Here is a 17,441-nt window from a genome sequence, read left to right as displayed (position 1 = left end):
GGTCAGAACTCCACCGCCTCCTTGATACCGTCCTCGATGCGCGCCGCCGTCGGGAGGTAGTAGTCCTCCAGCGCGTACAGCGGATACGGCACGTCGAAGCCGGTCACACGCCCGATCGGCGCTTCCTGATACAACAACGACTCCTCTTGGATGATCGCGGTTATCTCGCCGGCGAGTCCCCCTGTCTTCGGTGCCTCGTGGACGACGACCGCGCGACCAGTCGTCTCGAACGCCTCGATGATAGCCTCCCGATCGAGCGGGGAGACGGTCCGGAGATCGACGACCGCGCAGTCGATCCCTTCCTCTGCGAGCGTCTCGGCCGCCTCCAGCGTCGGCCGGGTCATCGCCCCGTAGGTGAACACGGCCACGTCGTCGCCCTCGCGACGCGTGACTGCCTCGCCGATCGGCACGGTGTACGGCTCCTCGGGCACGTCCTCGCGGAACGCCCGGTAGATGAGCTTCGGTTCGAGGAATATCACGGGGTCGGGATCGCGGATCGACGCCGCCAACAGTCCCTTCGCGTCGTGCGGTGTCGACGGGATGATGACCTTCAGGCCAGCCTCGTGGGCGTAGAACGCCTCCTTCGACTCGGAGTGGTGTTCCGGCGCTCGGATGCCGCCGCCGTAGGGCGCGCGCAGCGTCAGTGGAACCGTGAACTGCCCGCGACTGCGCGCGCGGAACCGGGCGACGTGCGAGACGATCTGGTCGAATCCGGGATACATGAACCCGGAGAACTGAATCTCCGGGACCGGGCGGAGCCCCATCGCGGCCATGCCGACCGCGCAGCCGACGATCCCCGACTCCGCGAGCGGGGTGTCGACGACGCGGTCACCGCCGAACTCGTCGAACAGTCCTTCGGTGGCCCGGAAGACGCCGCCGTTCTTCCCGATGTCTTGGCCCAACACGAGGACGTCGTCGTCCTCGCGCATCTCAGTGTATAGTCCGTCTCGCACCGCCTGCACTAGGGTGAGGTTCTGTGTCTCGGTCATTTACTCCTCCAAGAACGCCGCGTCGCCGCGCGATTCGCGGAGCGCGGCGAGTTCGTCGTACTGTCGTTCGAGCTCCGCTGGAACCTCCGCGTACGCGTGCTCGAACAGTTCGCGCGGCCGCGGCCGCGCCGTCGACTCCGCCGCCTCGATGGCGTCCGCGACCCGCGTCTCGACCGCAGATTCGATCTCGGCGACGCGCTCGTCGTCGAGGACCCCCTCCGAACGGAGGAACGCCTCAAGCCGCGGGATCGGGTCCTTCCGTCTCCACCGCTCGACTTCGTTGTCGTCGCGGTAGATCGTGGGGTTGTCGGCGGTCGTATGCGCGCCGAACCGGTACTGGACCGCCTCGACGAGCGTCTCCTCGTCGACCTCGGGAAGGTCACCGACGACCGTTCCGTCCTCGTCGAGCACGCGGACCGGATCGTCGTACGGCCTGTCGAACACGGTCACGGCCGAGCCCTCCGATTCATACTCGAATCCTCCATCGCACGGGTAATATTGGTTTCGTACGCACCGGAAGACGGACAGAAATATCTCGGATCGACGCGGGTTCGTCCACTGAATCCCGGAGAAAACCGGTCAAACTCGGTTGCCGACCGTCGGCGGGGACACCTGTGCCGGCGGCGTCACCACCAGCGACGAGTCAGCCGAGCCGGAAGGAGGGCTCGTCCGGCTCGCCGTCGAGGTCTTCCAGCTGGATCACCTCGTCGTCTCCGTCCTCCAACTGCTCGCGGAGGTAGTTGACGTAGCGCTTGTGCTCTTCCAACTGCTCGCGGAGGTGATCCGCCTCCAGCTCCAGTCGCTCGTGCTCACGGACGAAGCTCTTCGGAACCTCGATCTTCGGCGGGAACGACTCCCCGCTCTCGCCCATGCTGTCCAGTTCTGCCTCCGGAACGACCCGGACCTGTCCGTCGTGGGCAACGAGCGTATCCACGTAGTCCCGGAAGACCGCCGAAAGCGAGATATCCCGCTCCTCGGCGATGTCGCGGAGGGTCTCGAACGCGTCCTCGTTGACGCGAAACGAGATCGTCTTGTTCTTGTTGCCCATTATCGGGCAATAGGTCACGCAAAATACTTAAACGTTTGTCAGACGATCGCAGGATCAGTCCGATATCGGCTCGAAACGGGTCCGTCCGCTCGATCAGACGGTAGCCGCAGTCGCTCGGCCGGTGGCAGACCGACCGGCCGAGCGACCGGTGAGCGTCCCGCGTTACAGCTCCGGTGTCTCGGTCGTCTCGTCGACCGCGGAGTCGCCGCCCGCGGAACCGTCGCCGGCGAGTTCGTCACCGCCGCTCTCGTCGAGATCTTCGAGCGCCGACAGCGCCGCTGCCTTGTACGTCTCGGGGTCGAAGTCGTACTCCTCGCGGGCCATCCGCGCGTACTCGTTCCCGTCGTCGAAGGCGGTGACGCGCTCGATCGTCCGGTTTGCGGTCTCGACAACCCACCGGTCGCGGGTGTCGGCGTCGACCTCAGTGATCGACTCGGGACGGACCGACACGCGGACCGTGCCGTCGTCGGTCTCGTACGTCCGGGGCTTCCCCACGACTGCGACGTAGGCGGGCGCGTCGAGTTCGCGGAGCTTCGAGGCGGCCTCGGGCTGGTACTGGCCGGCGTACACGAAGAACGTGCCCGTCGGATCGACGATGCGGCCGCGCCAGTACTCGCTGTCCTCGCCGACGTCTTCTTTCTCGGTGAGGGTGCCGACGAAGAACACGCGGTTCGCGGACTCCCCCGTCGGAAGCAGCGCGTAGACGGGCGCGCGCTCGTCGTCGGACTCGGTGAACGTGAAGCCGGCGTCGTTGAACTCGCTCGCGAAGACGCGGCGGGCGACCTCTCGGGTTGGGGCTGACTGACTCATTTATATCGACCTCGCTTCGATCAGCGCGCTCTCTGCATCCACGCGTCCGGGATTCTCCATCTCATCGACGAGGACGTACCGGCCGAACGTGGGGCCGGTGACGCGGTAGTACCGACCTAGTACGTCGTCGGACATCTCCTCGGCGACGACCGTCGTATCGAGCGCGTCCATCGCCATGTCCTTGGCCTCCTCTAAGGTCATGCCCGTGAGGCCTTCCGTGGCCTCGCGGTCGAAAATGACCTCGGTGACGGTCTCGCCGTCGTCGAGGACGCCCTTGATCCGGAGGTCGAACTCGCCGTCGACTTGGCCGTGTTCGGAGCACCGGCCGTTCTGGAGGACGCGCGTGCAGTCGTCCTCCGGACAGCGCTTGATCAGTCCGGAGCCGGACTGGATGTCGACGAGGGCTCCCTCGACGGTGTCGGCGTTGTCGCCGACCTCGATCTCCTCGTCTATCTCGGTGATCTGGGTCGTCCGGTTGAGCTTCACCGAGTAGCTGCCCTCGTACTCGTCGGTGACGACGTTCGAAAGATCGTAGCACGCGCCCTCCTCCAGTTCGGGGAGATCGGAGGTCTCGAAGGCGACGAACTTGATCGTGCCCGACTCGTCGCCGACGAGACCGACCTGCGAGATGGAGTCGCTTCTGGGCTCCCAGAGGTCGACCAACTTCACGCGCAAGTCGACCCACTGTTCGTCCTCGTCGATGTCGTTGACGAGGACCTCCTCGCTGCCGCCGCGGCTAATCTCGTCGCGCTCCATGCCGGCGTCTTCGAGGTAGCTGTTGGTGACGCTCCGGCTCGCCTCGTCGAGCGGCACGCGGTACTCGTCGACGAGCGTCTCCAGCCGCTGTTCGACGTCGTCGGGGGCCACGTCGAGGTGGTCCGAGAACTGTTCCGCTATCGCTTCCGCTTCCTGTCGCAGTTCGCTCATGGGTGTCTCCGCCTCCGGTCTTGTTTCACTGGGAGGCGTACGGCGGTTGGGTCCTCTTAGTATTAAAACGTCCGCAACCGCAGTGAAAGTGAATATATCAGCGGTATGGAGCGTCTCGAGTCCGTTTTGCGATTCGCGTGGGCGGCCTCATTGCGATCGATTATCCCTGTCAGACGCTCGTCAGCCAGACGCGGGCTCCGTTTCGAGTGGAACGATACCACGTGAGATGATCACAAATACCCGTCGCGCTCGGCCAGCAGCAATCCCTCAAGCGTCGCGTCGTTCGTCGGGGTCGAGCGCGCGACGGACAGCGCCTCCTCTATCGGCACCGCTCGCGGTTCGAGGAACTCGTTGCTGTCGGCTTCCACGTCGACCGGATCGAGCCCCTCTGCGACCACGTAGCCGCGCGTGTGACGGAGCACGCCGGTCGAACACCACACCTCCTGCAGGAGCTCGGTCGAGTCGGGCGCGAATCCCGTCTCCTCGGCGAGTTCGCGCGCGCCAGCCTCGGTGTACGTCTCGCCGGGTTCGACGATCCCCGCGGGCAGTTCCAACTGGGTGTTCCGCACCGTCGGACGGTACTGCTCGACGAACAGCACGTCGCCGTCGGCGACCGCGATCACGACGGTCGCGGGTGACAGCTCCGCCCAGTAGTACTTCTTCTCCGACCCGTCCGGCTGCTCGACGCGGTCGTAGCCGCCGACGAACCAGCCCTCGTCGTACTCGACGACGACCTCCCTGACCGGCCACTCCGGTTCGCCAGGAAGCGAGTGCGTACGGCCGTCCGTGAACGCCGGGATGTCCTCGAACTCCTCGCCGACGGTTCTCTCTGCCCCGTCGCTCTCGTTCGTTCTGTCGCTATCGCGGGTTCCGTTGCTCCCGCCGATTCCGTCGCTCACGCTCGGACCACCTCCACTCGATAGGTCTCGCCCTCGTAGCGGACGCGCGCCGTCTCCTCAGTCGCGGCCGCCGGCCGCTGCTGTGCAAGCGATCCGATCTCGTCGAACGGGCTGTGGGTGAACGGCTCCTTGATCCCGTACGGATCGGTCTGGTAGCCGTCCGAGCGGCCGTCCTCGCTCGTGAGCGCGCCGACGAGGTACGGGTACCGGCTCTCGGAGACGTTCGTCACGTCGATCGTCGGCTCGTCGGTCTCGATCGGCTCGGCGGTGAGGTAGTAGGGGTCGCCGCTGCCGAGGTAACTCGGGAGCGCGCCCAACGCGAGTAGCGCGACGACGACCAAGGCGATGGCGACGACGAGATTCCGGGTGACCCGGCGCATACTCGGCGTTGGCACCGGGGCGGAATACCGGTTTCGCCCGCCGACGTGCGTAGCCCCGACGCCCGCCCCCGATGCGTTTTAGCCGACGGCGAACCTCGCACAGGCATGGAATATCGATTCGAGCTGGCGCTGTGTGCCGCGCTCGAATCGCCCGATACGGTCGTCGCGAGACAGCTCGGTGCCGGCGTCACGAACCCCGGCGGGCGGATCGTCGACGTCTGCGTGCTCACGCCCGGTCCCGGATTTGATCAGCGTGCCTCGATCACCCCCGATCGGATTCCCGACGCCGCCATCGAGGCGTCCGTCGGGCCCGGCGAGGCGGTTCCCGTCTCGGCGGCGTTCGACCTCCCGACGGACAGGGCCGCCGCGGTTGTCGACCGCGCGGTCGAAGCGGGCTACCTCGAACGCGAGCGTCGCGACGGTCGGCCGGTCGTCCGCGCGACCGCTCGGTATCCCGACGACTGGTTCGGCGCGCTGACGGCGATCGAAAACAAGCCTGACCTCTCGACGCCCGGCGACCTGACCGCCCAACTGCGGTACGATGTCGCCCTCGGACTGTTCGACGAGGTCGTGCTCGCGACTGCCTCGTACGTCACCCGCGCGCACCTTAACCGGATCCCGGACACCGTCGGTGTCTGGCGGTTTGATCCCGATACCGGCGACCGCGAGGTGGTCCGCGAATCCGGCCGGCTCGACCCCGACGCGCCGGGGGTCGAAATCTGCGACGAGCGCGCGCTCCGGACGGACGTGGCGCTCGTCGATCCCGCGTCAAAGGCCCGAAAGCGCCGGCGGCTCGCCGAACGCGCCTACGGGAAAGGATGGCGGCCTGACCCGCCCCGCTGTGTACACGCGACGACGACCGACGACGGCCGCCCCCGCTGTGGTCACTTCGACCGCGTCGTCGACCCGGGACGCGACTGCGGTGACACCTGTCCCGAGTTCGACTCGGCCGATCCGCCGTCAATCGACGCAAAACGCCTCCGTGACGAGCGCACCGCGTGGGTCGCTGAACCGGACGGCGGCAGGCCACGCCGGCAGTCGGGCCTCTCATGGTTCGGATAAGGCCTGACGACCCGGCTCGACCGCTACTCTCCGAACCGACCGCGCGGTACCACGTGGCGTGAGAACCCTTATACGTCGACGGCGGAATCTGCTGGTATGGACGACATCGAAGACGTGTTCGTCGCGCGGTTGATGACAACCGACCTCCACACCGTCTCCCCGGACACGCTCGTCGAAGACGCCGCGGCGGTGCTGCTCGACAACGATGTCAGTTCGGCGCTCGTGGTCGACGACGACGGAACGCTCGCCGGGATTCTCACGACGACCGACTTCGTCGACATCGTGGCCAAGAGCCAGCCGAAAGCCGAGACGACTGTCGAGCGGTACATGACCACTGACCCGATCACGGCGAGCGCACAGGACTCCGTCGCGGCCGTCGCGGCGACGATGGTCGAGCACGGAATCCATCACGTACCCGTCGTCGACGGTAGTACGCCAATCGGAATCATCACTACCTCCGACTTTGCCGCGTACGTCTCCTCGCCGGAGACGCCGTCGCCGTAGCGGCCGCGAGCACGGGTCGGTATCCCGATTTCTTTGCTGCCATCTCTGCCACCAACGCTGCCGCCCCCGGCACTGTTAAGTGCGCTCCCGCACTTGCGTCAGGTGACGCTTCGCTTGGAGGGCCGAAGCGTCAGCGGGGACCTACTGAACGGCGCGCCGGTGCCACTTTTCCCGGCATCGGCGCGCCGTTCGTTCCTTTCGACACGACGAGCCACGCTGCCGTTTCCTACCGTTCGTCGTGTCCGACCGCACTCGCCGTCCCGTCAGAGATTCTCGCCCTGATACGCGCCGGCGTACGTCCCATCGTGATCCGCTTTCGCCAACACCAACTGCGCGATCCGCGCCCCCGGCTCGATCTCGATCGCGTGTCCCACGTCGAGACGCCCCTCGCCGATTCCCTCGTAGCCCGCGTCCCACACCGCGGTGTCGAGCGTACACGAGTTCCGAAGCAGCGTCGACCGCGGGAGAACGAACCCGATACGGTCCTCGGGGATCCGCACCGGTTCGCCGTACCGCACCACGTACGTTCCCGCGTCAAGTCGGTAGCGATCGTTGTCGGGTGCGAGTTCCTCGCGATCACCGACGCGCTTGTCGTCGCGGCCGACGAACCCCGACTCGGCCTGTTCGAAGACCGCGCCGAGCGTGAGGTCGACGCCGTTCGGCTGTCGCTGTGCGTCGCCGAGGTCGGCGTCACCCGCTTCGAGCGCCGCCGCGACTGCTGCACCTGGGTCGAACATACCCACTCGAATCCGCGGGCGAGACTAAACCGTATCGACCTCTCGATCCGTCGAACACGCCGCTGATCGCCACCGCCGCGTCGAGGGCTGAGACGCAGATATTCGCCTTTATGAGCCTTATACACTCGTTACGCCTATTTTTCTCGTGGTGTATGATATCATACGCGTTTCGGCCCGAAAATTGCTGTCTCGACCGATCTAACACGGTCGATCTTCGGAAAACTCGCGGGTTTTATATCCACGGGAAGGCCAACTCCGGATGATATGGGACAAACAATTACCGAGAAGATCCTCGATGAGCATCTCGTCGAGGGCGAGCTGACGCCCGGCGAGGAGATCGGCATCGACATCGACCAAGTGCTGACCCAAGACACCACGGGGACGATGGTGTGGCTCCAGTTCGAGGCGCTGGAGATGGACGAGATCCAGACGGAACTCGCCGCGCAGTACTGCGACCACCAGACGTATCAGTTTGACTTCAAGAACACGGACGATCACCGCTTCCTCCGCTCTGCGGCCGGCACCTACGGCGCGTACTTCTCTCGACCCGGTAACGGCATCTGTCACCAAGTCCACAAGGAGAACTTCGCTGCGCCCGGGAAGACGCTTCTGGGCTCTGACTCGCACACGCCGACCCCCGGCGGGCTCGGTGAGCTCGCAATCGGGGCGGGCGGCCTCGACATCGCCGTCGCGATGGGCGGCGGCCCCTACTATGTCGAGATGCCCGAGGTCGTCAACGTCCACCTCGAAGGCGAACTTCCCGAGTGGGCGACCGCCAAGGACATCGCGCTCCACCTGCTCGGCGAGCTGACCGTCAAGGGCGGCGTCGGCAAAATCTTCGAGTACACCGGCCCCGGCGCGGAGAAGCTCTCGATCCCCGAGCGGACGACGATCACGAACCTCGGAACGGAGCTCGGCGCGACCTCCTCGATCTTCGGCACCGACGAGAAGACGAAAGACTGGCTCGCGCGTCAGGACCGCGAAGGCGAGTTCGTCGAACTCTCGCCCGACGCGGACGCCGAGTACGCGGAGACGATCGAGGTCGACCTCAACGACCTCGAACCGCTCGTGGCCGCGCCCTCGATGCCCGACAATGTCGCCCCCGTCAGCGAGTACGAGGGAACCGACGTCGAGCAGGTCATCGTCGGCTCCTGTACGAACGGTGCCTACGAAGACATCCTCCCGAGCGCGAAGATGCTTGAGAGCCGCGAGGTCGCGAAACAGACCGAGATGATCGTCGCACCCGGCTCCAAGCAGGCCTCCGAGATGCTGGCCCGCGAGGGCTGGACCGCGGAGATGATGGCGGCCGGCGTCAACTTCTCCGAGGCGACGTGTGGCGCGTGTATCGGTATCGGCCACGTGCCCGCTTCTGACTCCGTCTCGCTGCGCACTTTCAACCGCAACTTCGAGGGCCGCTCGGGTATCGAAGACGACTCGGTCTTCCTCTGTTCGCCCGAGGTCGCCACCGCGGCGGCCATCACCGGCGAGATCGTCGACCCACGGGACCTCGCCGACGAGCTCGGCGACCTCGAAGCACCCGGTCTGGAGATGGGGACGAAGTACGGCCCCGGGATGGGGAAGTCCGACTCCGACATCATCTCGCCCGACGAGGCGATCGACGACGGCCTCGTCAAGGGCCCGAACATCGGCGACGTGCCGCTCAAAGACGGGATCGACGTGGACGGCGGCGAGGCCCTCCTCAAGATGGAGGACAACATCACCACCGACCACATCATCCCGGCGACGGCGGACATCCTGAAGTTCCGATCGAACATCGAGAAGCTCTCCGAGTTCACGCTCTCGCGCGTCGACGACACGTTCGCGCAGCGCGCGCTCGACGCCGACGGCGGCGTCCTCGTGGCCGGCGAGAACTACGGACAGGGATCCTCGCGTGAGCACGCGGCCCTCTGTCCGATGTTCCTCGGCATCGAGGCGGTCTTCGCACAGAGCTTCGCCCGCATCCACAAGGCGAACCTGTTCAACTTCGGTATCGTCCCGCTCGCGATCGACGCGGAGACGTACGAGCAGATCGACCAGGGCGACGACATCGAGATCGTCGACGACGTGCCCGCAGGTGTCAACTCCGGCCAGACGGAGTTCACCGCGCGCGTGAACGACGACTGGGAGTTCACCGCCGAACTCGACGCCTCCGAACGCGAGCGCGAGATCCTCGCCGCCGGCGGCAAGCTCTCGTGGGTCAAACAGCAGCACGCCGACGGCTCCGACGCTGCCCCGGCCGACGACTGAGCACCCGCGGATCTGCGACATATTTTATTTTTCGCATCGACACGGAGCGCAGCCGCTCTCGGTAGTCGAGTGTGCGCTCACCGTCGCTTCCGAGCACCGCCGCTCACCAAACGCCTCGTCAGAAAAATCCGGGCCGCCGGTTCGCGAGCGCCGGGATCAGCGAGCCGCGGCGGCGACGCGTTCGCGCTCTTCCTTCTGCGAGATGGAGTACGAACGCTCGGCGTCGTAGTCGGCGGCGGTGACCAGTTCGTTCGCGAGCGCGTCGGCGGCGGAGGTGCTCGACTTGTACGTCGCGCTGGCGACGCCGTCGGAGATGAAAAGCAGCGCCTGATCGACGCGGCGCTGGGGCGCGACGTCGACCGCCTTCGGGACCGAAATCCCGCCGTACTTCAGACGGACGGTCTCCTCACGGGGCGCGGCGTTCTCGACGGCGCTAACGAGGATCTGGACCGGATTCTCCTCGGTGCGCTCGTGAATGATGTCGAAGGCGTCGCGGACGATCCGCGTCGCCTGCTGTTTCTTTCCCGTGTTCTCGTCGGTCTGCATCAGGCGGTTGATCAGCCGCTCGACCAAGGAGATCTCCGACTTCTTGAACTGCTTCGACGCGTGTCGACCCATCGTGTGCGCGATGGGCGTCACGGTCATGTACCGCTTCGTCGAGGGGTCCTCGTAGGCGATCTCGGTGACGTCCCACACGCCGAACAGTTTGGCGTTCTCGTTGGCAGCCTCGCTCGACGCAGGCGCGTCCGGGTCGGGCTCGTCGGCGGCGACGTCCTCCTCGGACGCCACCTCGGATTCTTCTCCGCTCATCGGACAGGCTTCTCCGCGTTTCCGCGCACGAGTTCGATCATCGACACGCCGTTGACCTTCTCGACTTTGTAGTTGACACCGGAGAGATCGCCCATCGCGCGACCCTTGGCTCCGCCGATCCCAGCGATCGTGACCTCGTCGTGCTCGTCGATGAACGAGATAGCGCCGTCACCGGGACAGAACGCGGTGACCTGCTTCCCATTCTTGATGAGCTGAACGCGGACACACTTTCGGATCGCCGAGTTCGGCTGCTTTGCCTCGATTCCAACCTTCTCCAGTACGATCCCGCGCGCCTGCGGGGCACCTTCGAGGGGGTCGGACTTCTTTTTGAGCCCGCGCTCGCGCCGAGCGTACTCGGAGTCGGACCAGCGGCGCTTCTGCCGGTCCTGCTTGAGCTTACGGGCCGCGTACTTGCCGTTCGCCATCGTACGTCTACTTCCGAACGGAGGTACTTAAGAGTCGTCTTTCGGCTTGGAGAAACGCCCGTAGATCGTTCGAACGGTACCTCTCGACGGATCTGAGGCGGTTTCACGATCGAAGGACGGTCGCACAGAATCGCTGAGCCGATAAGCAGCGGCGAGAACGCGTCGTTTCCGCCTCGATGACGACGAGTTCGACCGTCAGGTCAACTGCACATCGTCGATGTCGTAGTGACGCTTCGCCAGTCGGCGGGCCGTCTCGATGTTGGCCCCGTCTGCGCCGATGGCCACGCCGCGGTCCGCCTCCGCCACCTCGACGTACGCGACTCGATCGTTCTGCTCCGATATCGTCACCGCGTTCACCGCCGCCGGGGAGAGCGCGTTCGCGACGAACGCCTCCGGCGTGTCGGCGTCTTCGACCAGTCCGATCGACGCGTCGAGCCGCCGCTCAGCTTCTTCGACCGTCTCGCCGGCCTGTCCGATCGCTGCGGCCATTTCGCCGGCCGGCACCAGAAACACGAGTCGGTCGCTCTCCACGAGGCAGTCGATCGGCGCGATCCCAGTCAGCTCGTCGAACCGACCGATGTACCGTCGCGCCTCGTCGGAGAGCTCGACGCGCATTACTCGTCGGTCGGCGTTCCGCCGTCCGAAACGACGCGCGAGCCCATCCGGAGGTCGACGTCCCCCGTGCCGAGCGAAATCGGCTTGCCGGCGATGACGTTCTCGATGACGCCGTCGAGCTCGTCGTACTCGCCGTGGATCGCGGCATCGAGCAGGTGATTCACTGTCACCTCGAACGCCGCACGCGCGAGCACCGAGTCCTTCGACCCGGAGATTCCGTGGCGGCCGATCGACTCGATTTCGCCGTTGTTCGTCATGATGTCGGCGACGAGCATGAGGTGACGGACGTTCACGTCGTCGAGCCCCTGCTCTTCGAGCGTGTTCTTCGTCTCGTCGATGATCGTCTCGCGGGCTGCCTCGACGCCGAGGTTGCGGTACACCTCGTGGATGTTGTTACACGTTGTCCGCGAGGCGTCGACGCCCTCGATGGAAAGGGTGTCGCCGAACGCCGATCCTTCGGTATAGAGGACGAACTCCTCTCGGCCGTCGATCTCCTCTTTGCGGATGACGACGCGCTCGATCTCCTCTATCCCCTTGAACACGATGTCGCGGAGCCGCTCGACGAGCTGGAGCAGTTCCCGATAGCTCGGCTCGTTCGGGCCGAACTCGATCACCGTTCCCGACTGTCGGGTGTCGACGCCGAGCGAGTCCTCGATCGTCTCCGCGATGATCGCGGCGACCTCCGAGGGATCCGAGTGGGTCGGCCACCGCTCAAGCAGGGTGTCGTCGTTGAGATCGATCCGCACGAGCATGTCGGCGACGTTTGTCGACACGTCGCCAAGCGCGAGGATCCGCGTTGCCTCGATGGACCAAACGACCTCGTGAGCCTTCTGTCGGTCCGTCGCGTACTCGCCTTCGAGGTGGACCGTCATCATCGGCGTGTCCGGCGTCTTCCGGGCGTCCACGAGCTCGATGAGCCGCGGGAGCCCCTGCGTCACGTCAATCTCCGCGACGCCGGCGTAGTGGAACGTGTTCATCGTCATCTGCGTTCCGGGCTCGCCGATCGACTGCGCGGAGACGGTCCCGACGGGGTCGAGCGGATCGACCCGAGTCTCCCGGTACCGGTTCTCGACGCCCGTCGCGATGTCTGCGGCCTGTTCGATGGTGACCTCTCCGGCCTCTGCGGCCTTCCGGTCGATCGCCTCGTACACCTCGCTTTTGAGGCGCGCGGGCAGTTCCGTGTCCTCCACGACCGCCTCCATGTCGTCGGTGACGTGGTCGTAGTCAGTCATCGGACTCCACCCCCGTGCCCGCGGCCTTGTTCAGCCCCGGACCCGCGTGCTCCGAGAGGTTCGTCGGCGGCGCGCGCTCGCCGAGGAACCGATCTTTCTCGTCGTCGGAGTCGAACTCCGCGTCGACGACGCGGTCGACAATATCGTCGACATCGATACCGTCGCCCTCGCCGGAGGACACCTTCACCGGCGAGGTGCCGTCCTCGCCGAATTCGAACTGGACGATCCGGCCCGAGGTGTCTCGCACCGTCCCGTCGTACTGCGCTTCGAGTTCCGAGAGCGCGTTGATGAGGCGGCGCTGCAGGTAGCCGGACTTGGAGGTCCGGACCGCCGTGTCGACGAGTCCCTCGCGGCCCCCCATCGCGTGGAAGAAGAACTCCTCGGGCGTGAGCCCGCCGCGATAGGAGTTCTCCACGAATCCGTGCGCCTCCGCGGAGAGGTCGTTCTCCTTGTAGTGCGAGAGCGTCCGGTCCTCGTATCCCCGGTTGATCCGTTCGCCCCGGACCGCCTGCTGACCGACCGATCCGGCCATCTGCGTGAGGTTCAGCATCGAGCCACGCGCGCCGGAGCGAGCCATCACGACCGCCGGGTTGTCGTCGCCGAAGTGCTGGTCGGCGATCTCCCCGGCCGAGTCGCGGGCCTTTCCGAGCGTCTGCATGATCTTCATCTCCAGCGTCTCGTCGACGCCGCGTCCCGGCAGCGATTCCAGTTCGCCGGCTTCGTACGTCGAGATGAGTTCCTGCACGCGGTCGTACGCGCTTCCGATCGCGTCGTCGACTTGCTCTTCGGCCTCCGGCGGGATCGACTCGTCGTCGATCCCGATCGAGAATCCGAAGTGCATGATCGCGCGCATCGCTAGCGACGCGATCTCGTTGATGAACACGCGCGAGCGCGTTTCGCCGTACTCCTTCGTGAGCGTGTCGACGACCTCGCCGCCGAACGCGCCGACCGCGTCCTCGTCGATCGTCCCCTCGATCAGCTGGCCGTTCTCGATGGTCACCTTGTCGCCGGTCGACGAACTGAAGTCGAGAGAAAGATCCTCGGGAAGCAGTTCGGAGAACAGCGTCCGGCCCGTCCAGAACTCGTTGCCGTCGTCGTCGACGCCGTCTGCTTCGGGTAGTTCGTCGACGCGCGTGGCTCGAAGCAGGTCGAGCGCCTGTGTCTCCGTGAACTCGGGATTCGTGTGGGTGAGCAGGTACGTCCCGGAGATGTGGTCCTGAATCGCACCGATGATGTTCCCGCCGAATCGCGGCGAGAGGATCTGCTCTTGGACGCGCATCAGGACGCGCGCCTCGGCACGGGCCTCCTCGTTCTGGAGTGCGTGCATGTTCATCTCGTCGCCGTCGAAGTCGGCGTTGTACGGCGGACAGACGACGGTGTTGAGCCGGAACGTCTTGTACGGCATCACCACGACCTCGTGAGCCATGATGGACATCCGGTGCAGCGAGGGCTGCCGGTTGAAGATCACGATGTCGCCGTCAACGAGGTGGCGGTTCACTTCCCAGTCGGCCTCGACCTTCTCTGCGAGCTCCTCACAGTTCTTTTCGGTCACCTTCAGGCGGCGGCCGTCGGGCCGTCGAACGTAGTTCGCGCCCGGATGCGCCTCCGGTCCGTTGCGCACGTACTGGCGCGCCTCCTCAACGTTGCGCTCGGTGACGTTGAGCGTCTGGGTCATCTCCTTTGCGACCCGGTCCGGCACGCCGACCTCGTTCAGGCTCAGCGTCGGGTCGGGCGAGATGACGGTCCGGGCGGAGAAGTTCACGCGCTTTCCGGACAGGGATCCGCGGAAACGACCCTCCTTGCCCTTCAGCCGCTGGCTGAGAGTCTTGAGCGGGCGGCCGGAACGGTGTCGCGCCGGCGGAGTCCCGCTGATCTCGTTGTCGACGAACGTGGTGACGTGGTACTGCAACAGCTCCCAAAGGTCCTCGATGATGAGCTGTGGGGCCCCGGCCTCGCGGTTCTCCATGAACCGCTGGTTGATCCGGATGATGTCGACCAGCTTGTGCGTGAGGTCGTCCTCGGAGCGCTGGCCGTTGTCGAGCGTGATCGAGGGTCGCGTCGTGACCGGCGGAACGGGGAGGACCGTCAGGATCATCCACTCCGGACGGGAGTTCTGTGAATCGATGCCGAGAACCTCAAGATCCTCGTCCGGGATATCCTCGAACCAGTCGCGGATGTCCGAGGGCATCAGCTTGTTCATGTCCTCCTCGGTGAGGTCGATGTCGAGCGCCTTCTCGATGGCGCGACGGTCCTCCTTGCGCGGACGGAACTCGCCGGCCATGATGTCGTTGACCCGGTCTAACGCGATGTCGGTCTCCTCGGCAAGCTCCTGCGGCGAGGTGCCGGGCTCGTCCGCCTCCTCGTCGGGCTGCATCGCGGCCGCGATTCGCTCGGAGTACTCGCCCGAGAGCACGTCCTGGACCTCGTAGTACGTGGTCGGCTTCTCGTGTTTGATGTCCGCTTGCGGCTCGCCGCAGAACGGACACGTCGACGCCTTCCGGGCCTGTCGGACGGCCGCCTTCAACACGTCGTGTTCGTCGTCGCCGAGCTCCTTCGCTCGCTCGTAGCGGTCGCGGAACTCGTCGCGCTGTGCCTCGTCCAAGGCGAGTCGCCCGCACTCCCGGCACGTCGAGCGCAGCAGCCGCCGGATGAGCTTCGTGAAGCCCACGTGGATGACGGGCGCAGCGAGCTCGATGTGGCCGAAATGGCCGTTACAGGAGCCGGAGTGCGACCCGCAGGTTCGGCACTCGAGACCGGGGTCGATGACGCCGAGCCGCGGGTCCATCAGCCCCATGTCGATCGGATAGCCGTCGTCGTCGTACGTGTCGGCCGTGATCACCTTCGTCGCGGACATGTCCCGGTACGTCTCCGGGTCCATGAGGCCGAAGTCTATCCCGCCGAGCACTTTCGGTGTTTGCATTGACATTTAAATCGCGTCCTCCAGTTCGAGCTTCGGTCGGATGCCGAGGGCGATCATCTCGTCGAGGAGCAGCTTGAACGCGTAGCTCACCTCGAGCTCGTGGATGTCGTCTTCGTCGCCCGTGACCGGGTCGTACACCCGACGCTGTTCGCGGTCCTCGACGGCGACGAGTCCGGTCTCCGCGGAGACGTGTACCGTCTCGGCGTCCGAGGACTCCAACAGTCGCTCGTTGAGTACCATCGACGCGCCGTGGCCGATGATCGTGTCGCGCTCCATCTCCCCCACGCGGAGTCCGCCCTCGCGGGCGCGCCCCTCGGTCGGCTGGCGCGTGAGCACCTGGACCGGTCCGCGCGAGCGGGCGTGGAGCTTGTTCGACACCATGTGGTACAGCTTGTGGTAGAAGATGGTCCCGACGAAGATCTCCGCGTCGACCTTCTCGCCGGTGACGCCGGAGTACATGACCTCCTTGCCGGAGGACTTGAAGCCGTGGTCCTCCAGTCCGCTGCGGAGTTCCTCCTCGTCTTCGCCCTGGAACGGCGTCCCGTCGACGCGCGAGCCGCGAAGCGAGCCCACCTTCCCACCGAGCATCTCCAGCACGTGGCCGACCGTCATCCGCGACGGCAACGCGTGCGGGTTCATCACGAGGTCGGGAACGACGCCCTCCTCGGTGAACGGCATGTCCTCCTGCGGGGCGAGGTGACCGACGACGCCCTTCTGACCGTGTCGGGACGCGAACTTGTCGCCCAGCTCGGGGACGCGCTGGTCGCGCACCTTCACCTTCGAGAGCTTCGAGCCGTCTTCGCCCTCCATCAGAGTGACGGTGTCGACGACGCCGTCTTCACCCGACCGCATCGTCACGCTCGTCTCCCGACGCTTCTGCGGTGAGAGGCCGCCCATGTCGTCGGGCTCTTCCAGGAAGCGCGGCGGGCTCGTCTTGCCGAGCAGGACCGACGATTCGTCGACTTTCGTCTCCGGGTTGACGAGGCCGTCCTCGTCGAGGTGCGTGTACGCGTCCTCACCGCGCGCGCCACGAACGTCCTGATCGGGGATTTCGAACCGATCCTCTTGGCCGCCGGGGTACCGCCGCTCTTCGCCCTCGTACGTCCGGAAGAAGTGCGACCGCATCAGCGCGCGGTCCACGGAGCCTTGGTTCATCACCAGCGCGTCCTCGATGTTGAACCCCTCGTAGCTCATCACGGCGACGACGAAGTTCTGCGCCGCCGGACGCTTGTCGAAGCTGATCTGGTCGGATGTCTGCGTCTTCACCATCGCTAACTGCGGATAGTGCAGCAGGTGTTGGCGCGTGTCCGGCCGGATTCGGTAGTTGGCCGAGGGAAGCCCGAGCGACTGCTTCATCATCCCCGCGCCCATGGTAATCCGCGGGCTCGCGTTGTGCTCGGGGTACGGGATCATCCCCGCGCCGATACCGAAGACGAGCTGCGGGTCAATCTCCAAATGCGTGTGGTCGTCGGTCACGTCCTCCTCGTCGACGGCGACGAGGATGTCCTCCTCCTCTTCGGCGTCGATGAACTCGACGTAGCCGCGGTCGACGAGATCCTCGAACTCGATGTCGCCGCGTTCCAGCGCGTCGATTTCATCGTCGCCCAAGAGCGGTTCGCCGTTCTCGACGACGATCAGCGGACGTCGGGCGCGTCCTGCGTCCGCGTTGACGATCACTTCTTGGGTGCGGTCTTTGACCGAGACGTTCACCATCTCCGAGACGTCGCCGCGTCGGCGCGCCTCGCGAATCTGTTCGGCGAGCGCCTCTGGGTCCGCGTGTGTCCCCACGAGACTCCCGTTAACGTACACTTTCGCTTCGCGTTCTGCCTGAGCCAT

16 protein-coding genes and 1 pseudogene are annotated in these 17,441 nt (G+C 65.6%); 3 read left to right on the top strand and 14 right to left on the bottom strand.

From position 1 onward, the window contains the following. Positions 1-2 precede the first annotated feature (2 nt). From NO887_RS02815 to NO887_RS02785, 7 genes and pseudogenes are all read right to left on the bottom strand, one after another. Positions 3-989 carry an alpha-ketoacid dehydrogenase subunit beta gene (locus tag NO887_RS02815; RefSeq protein ID WP_256416977.1) on the bottom strand — a complete coding sequence of 329 codons (987 nt, stop codon included), beginning with the start codon at positions 987-989 and terminating at the stop codon, positions 3-5. Beyond that, positions 990-1,346 (bottom strand): annotated as a pseudogene (locus NO887_RS02810) (thiamine pyrophosphate-dependent enzyme); the annotation flags it as partial. Positions 1,347-1,632: 286 nt separating this feature from the next. Continuing rightward, the gene (locus tag NO887_RS02805) at positions 1,633-2,037 is read right to left on the bottom strand and encodes a DUF8146 domain-containing protein (RefSeq protein WP_256416976.1); all 405 of its coding nucleotides are present in this window, start codon (positions 2,035-2,037) and stop codon (positions 1,633-1,635) included. 162 nt (positions 2,038-2,199) lie between these two features. After that, the gene (locus NO887_RS02800; RefSeq protein WP_256416975.1) at positions 2,200-2,847 is read right to left on the bottom strand and encodes an RPA family protein; all 648 of its coding nucleotides are present in this window, start codon (positions 2,845-2,847) and stop codon (positions 2,200-2,202) included. After that, the gene (locus NO887_RS02795; protein WP_256416974.1) at positions 2,848-3,774 is read right to left on the bottom strand and encodes a replication factor A; all 927 of its coding nucleotides are present in this window, start codon (positions 3,772-3,774) and stop codon (positions 2,848-2,850) included. 230 nt (positions 3,775-4,004) lie between these two features. Then, positions 4,005-4,574: an NUDIX hydrolase gene (locus tag NO887_RS02790; RefSeq protein ID WP_256417025.1), complete on the bottom strand. Its 570-nt coding sequence runs from the start codon at positions 4,572-4,574 to the stop codon at positions 4,005-4,007. A 95-nt stretch (positions 4,575-4,669) separates the two neighbouring features. Further along, positions 4,670-5,053 (bottom strand): hypothetical protein, encoded by a 384-nt coding sequence (locus NO887_RS02785; RefSeq protein ID WP_256416973.1) that lies wholly within the window; start codon positions 5,051-5,053, stop codon positions 4,670-4,672. Positions 5,054-5,158: 105 nt separating this feature from the next. On the opposite strand from NO887_RS02785, the gene NO887_RS02780 reads away from it, so the two are divergent. Together NO887_RS02780 and NO887_RS02775 are read left to right on the top strand one after the other, a co-directional pair. Then, a complete protein-coding gene (locus NO887_RS02780; RefSeq protein WP_256416972.1) occupies positions 5,159-6,115 on the top strand; it encodes a DUF5787 family protein in 957 nt (318 codons plus the stop codon). Positions 6,116-6,211: 96 nt separating this feature from the next. Beyond that, positions 6,212-6,619 (top strand): CBS domain-containing protein, encoded by a 408-nt coding sequence (locus NO887_RS02775; RefSeq protein WP_256416971.1) that lies wholly within the window; start codon positions 6,212-6,214, stop codon positions 6,617-6,619. A 263-nt stretch (positions 6,620-6,882) separates the two neighbouring features. Here the strand turns inward: NO887_RS02775 and NO887_RS02770 are convergent, their stop codons facing one another. Beyond that, on the bottom strand, positions 6,883-7,356 hold the full coding sequence (locus NO887_RS02770; protein WP_256416970.1) for a deoxyuridine 5'-triphosphate nucleotidohydrolase: 474 nt from the start codon (positions 7,354-7,356) through the stop codon (positions 6,883-6,885). Positions 7,357-7,620: 264 nt separating this feature from the next. Here NO887_RS02770 and NO887_RS02765 point away from each other — a divergent pair, with 264 nt between their 5' ends. Further along, on the top strand, positions 7,621-9,603 hold the full coding sequence (locus tag NO887_RS02765; protein WP_256416969.1) for an aconitate hydratase: 1,983 nt from the start codon (positions 7,621-7,623) through the stop codon (positions 9,601-9,603). Positions 9,604-9,759: 156 nt separating this feature from the next. Here NO887_RS02765 and NO887_RS02760 read toward each other — a convergent pair whose 3' ends face one another. The 6 genes from NO887_RS02760 to rpoB form a co-directional block, all read right to left on the bottom strand. Beyond that, entirely contained in the window at positions 9,760-10,413 is a 654-nt protein-coding gene (locus NO887_RS02760) for a 30S ribosomal protein S7 (RefSeq protein ID WP_256416968.1), read from the bottom strand. After that, the gene (locus NO887_RS02755; protein WP_004048726.1) at positions 10,410-10,838 is read right to left on the bottom strand and encodes a 30S ribosomal protein S12; all 429 of its coding nucleotides are present in this window, start codon (positions 10,836-10,838) and stop codon (positions 10,410-10,412) included. The genes NO887_RS02760 and NO887_RS02755 overlap by 4 nt, the downstream gene beginning before the upstream one ends. Before the next feature lie 195 nt (positions 10,839-11,033). After that, the gene (locus NO887_RS02750; protein ID WP_256416967.1) at positions 11,034-11,453 is read right to left on the bottom strand and encodes a NusA-like transcription termination signal-binding factor; all 420 of its coding nucleotides are present in this window, start codon (positions 11,451-11,453) and stop codon (positions 11,034-11,036) included. Continuing rightward, positions 11,453-12,685, bottom strand: coding sequence for a DNA-directed RNA polymerase subunit A'' (gene rpoA2, locus NO887_RS02745; RefSeq protein WP_256416966.1), 1,233 nt, complete (start codon positions 12,683-12,685; stop codon positions 11,453-11,455). Before rpoA2 ends, NO887_RS02750 begins: the two co-directional genes overlap by 1 nt. Further along, on the bottom strand, positions 12,678-15,605 hold the full coding sequence (locus NO887_RS02740; protein WP_256416965.1) for a DNA-directed RNA polymerase subunit A': 2,928 nt from the start codon (positions 15,603-15,605) through the stop codon (positions 12,678-12,680). Before NO887_RS02740 ends, rpoA2 begins: the two co-directional genes overlap by 8 nt. A 6-nt stretch (positions 15,606-15,611) precedes the next feature. Then, positions 15,612-17,441, bottom strand: coding sequence for a DNA-directed RNA polymerase subunit B (rpoB, locus tag NO887_RS02735; protein ID WP_256416964.1), 1,830 nt, complete (start codon positions 17,439-17,441; stop codon positions 15,612-15,614).

It is taken from the genome of Halorubrum laminariae (assembly GCF_024494655.1).
GTDB lineage: Archaea > Halobacteriota > Halobacteria > Halobacteriales > Haloferacaceae > Halorubrum > Halorubrum laminariae.
The sequence above is the reverse complement of the archived record's forward strand: the minus strand, read 5'-3'. Positions and strand labels throughout refer to the sequence as shown.

Bases quoted from the DNA above. Each gene is read 5' to 3' on its own strand.
- NO887_RS02805 (WP_256416976.1), bottom strand. From the start codon at position 2,037: ATGGGCAACAAGAACAAGACGATCTCGTTTCGCGTCAACGAGGACGCG.
- NO887_RS02760 (WP_256416968.1), bottom strand. From the start codon at position 10,413: ATGAGCGGAGAAGAATCCGAGGTGGCGTCCGAGGAGGACGTCGCCGCC.
- NO887_RS02780 (WP_256416972.1), top strand. From the start codon at position 5,159: ATGGAATATCGATTCGAGCTGGCGCTGTGTGCCGCGCTCGAATCGCCC.
- NO887_RS02755 (WP_004048726.1), bottom strand. From the start codon at position 10,838: ATGGCGAACGGCAAGTACGCGGCCCGTAAGCTCAAGCAGGACCGGCAG.
- NO887_RS02750 (WP_256416967.1), bottom strand. From the start codon at position 11,453: ATGCGCGTCGAGCTCTCCGACGAGGCGCGACGGTACATCGGTCGGTTC.
- NO887_RS02740 (WP_256416965.1), bottom strand. From the start codon at position 15,605: ATGCAAACACCGAAAGTGCTCGGCGGGATAGACTTCGGCCTCATGGAC.
- NO887_RS02795 (WP_256416974.1), bottom strand. From the start codon at position 3,774: ATGAGCGAACTGCGACAGGAAGCGGAAGCGATAGCGGAACAGTTCTCG.
- NO887_RS02765 (WP_256416969.1), top strand. From the start codon at position 7,621: ATGGGACAAACAATTACCGAGAAGATCCTCGATGAGCATCTCGTCGAG.
- NO887_RS02800 (WP_256416975.1), bottom strand. From the start codon at position 2,847: ATGAGTCAGTCAGCCCCAACCCGAGAGGTCGCCCGCCGCGTCTTCGCG.
- rpoB (WP_256416964.1), bottom strand. From the start codon at position 17,441: ATGGCTCAGGCAGAACGCGAAGCGAAAGTGTACGTTAACGGGAGTCTC.
- rpoA2 (WP_256416966.1), bottom strand. From the start codon at position 12,685: ATGACTGACTACGACCACGTCACCGACGACATGGAGGCGGTCGTGGAG.
- NO887_RS02785 (WP_256416973.1), bottom strand. From the start codon at position 5,053: ATGCGCCGGGTCACCCGGAATCTCGTCGTCGCCATCGCCTTGGTCGTC.
- NO887_RS02770 (WP_256416970.1), bottom strand. From the start codon at position 7,356: ATGTTCGACCCAGGTGCAGCAGTCGCGGCGGCGCTCGAAGCGGGTGAC.
- NO887_RS02775 (WP_256416971.1), top strand. From the start codon at position 6,212: ATGGACGACATCGAAGACGTGTTCGTCGCGCGGTTGATGACAACCGAC.
- NO887_RS02815 (WP_256416977.1), bottom strand. From the start codon at position 989: ATGACCGAGACACAGAACCTCACCCTAGTGCAGGCGGTGCGAGACGGA.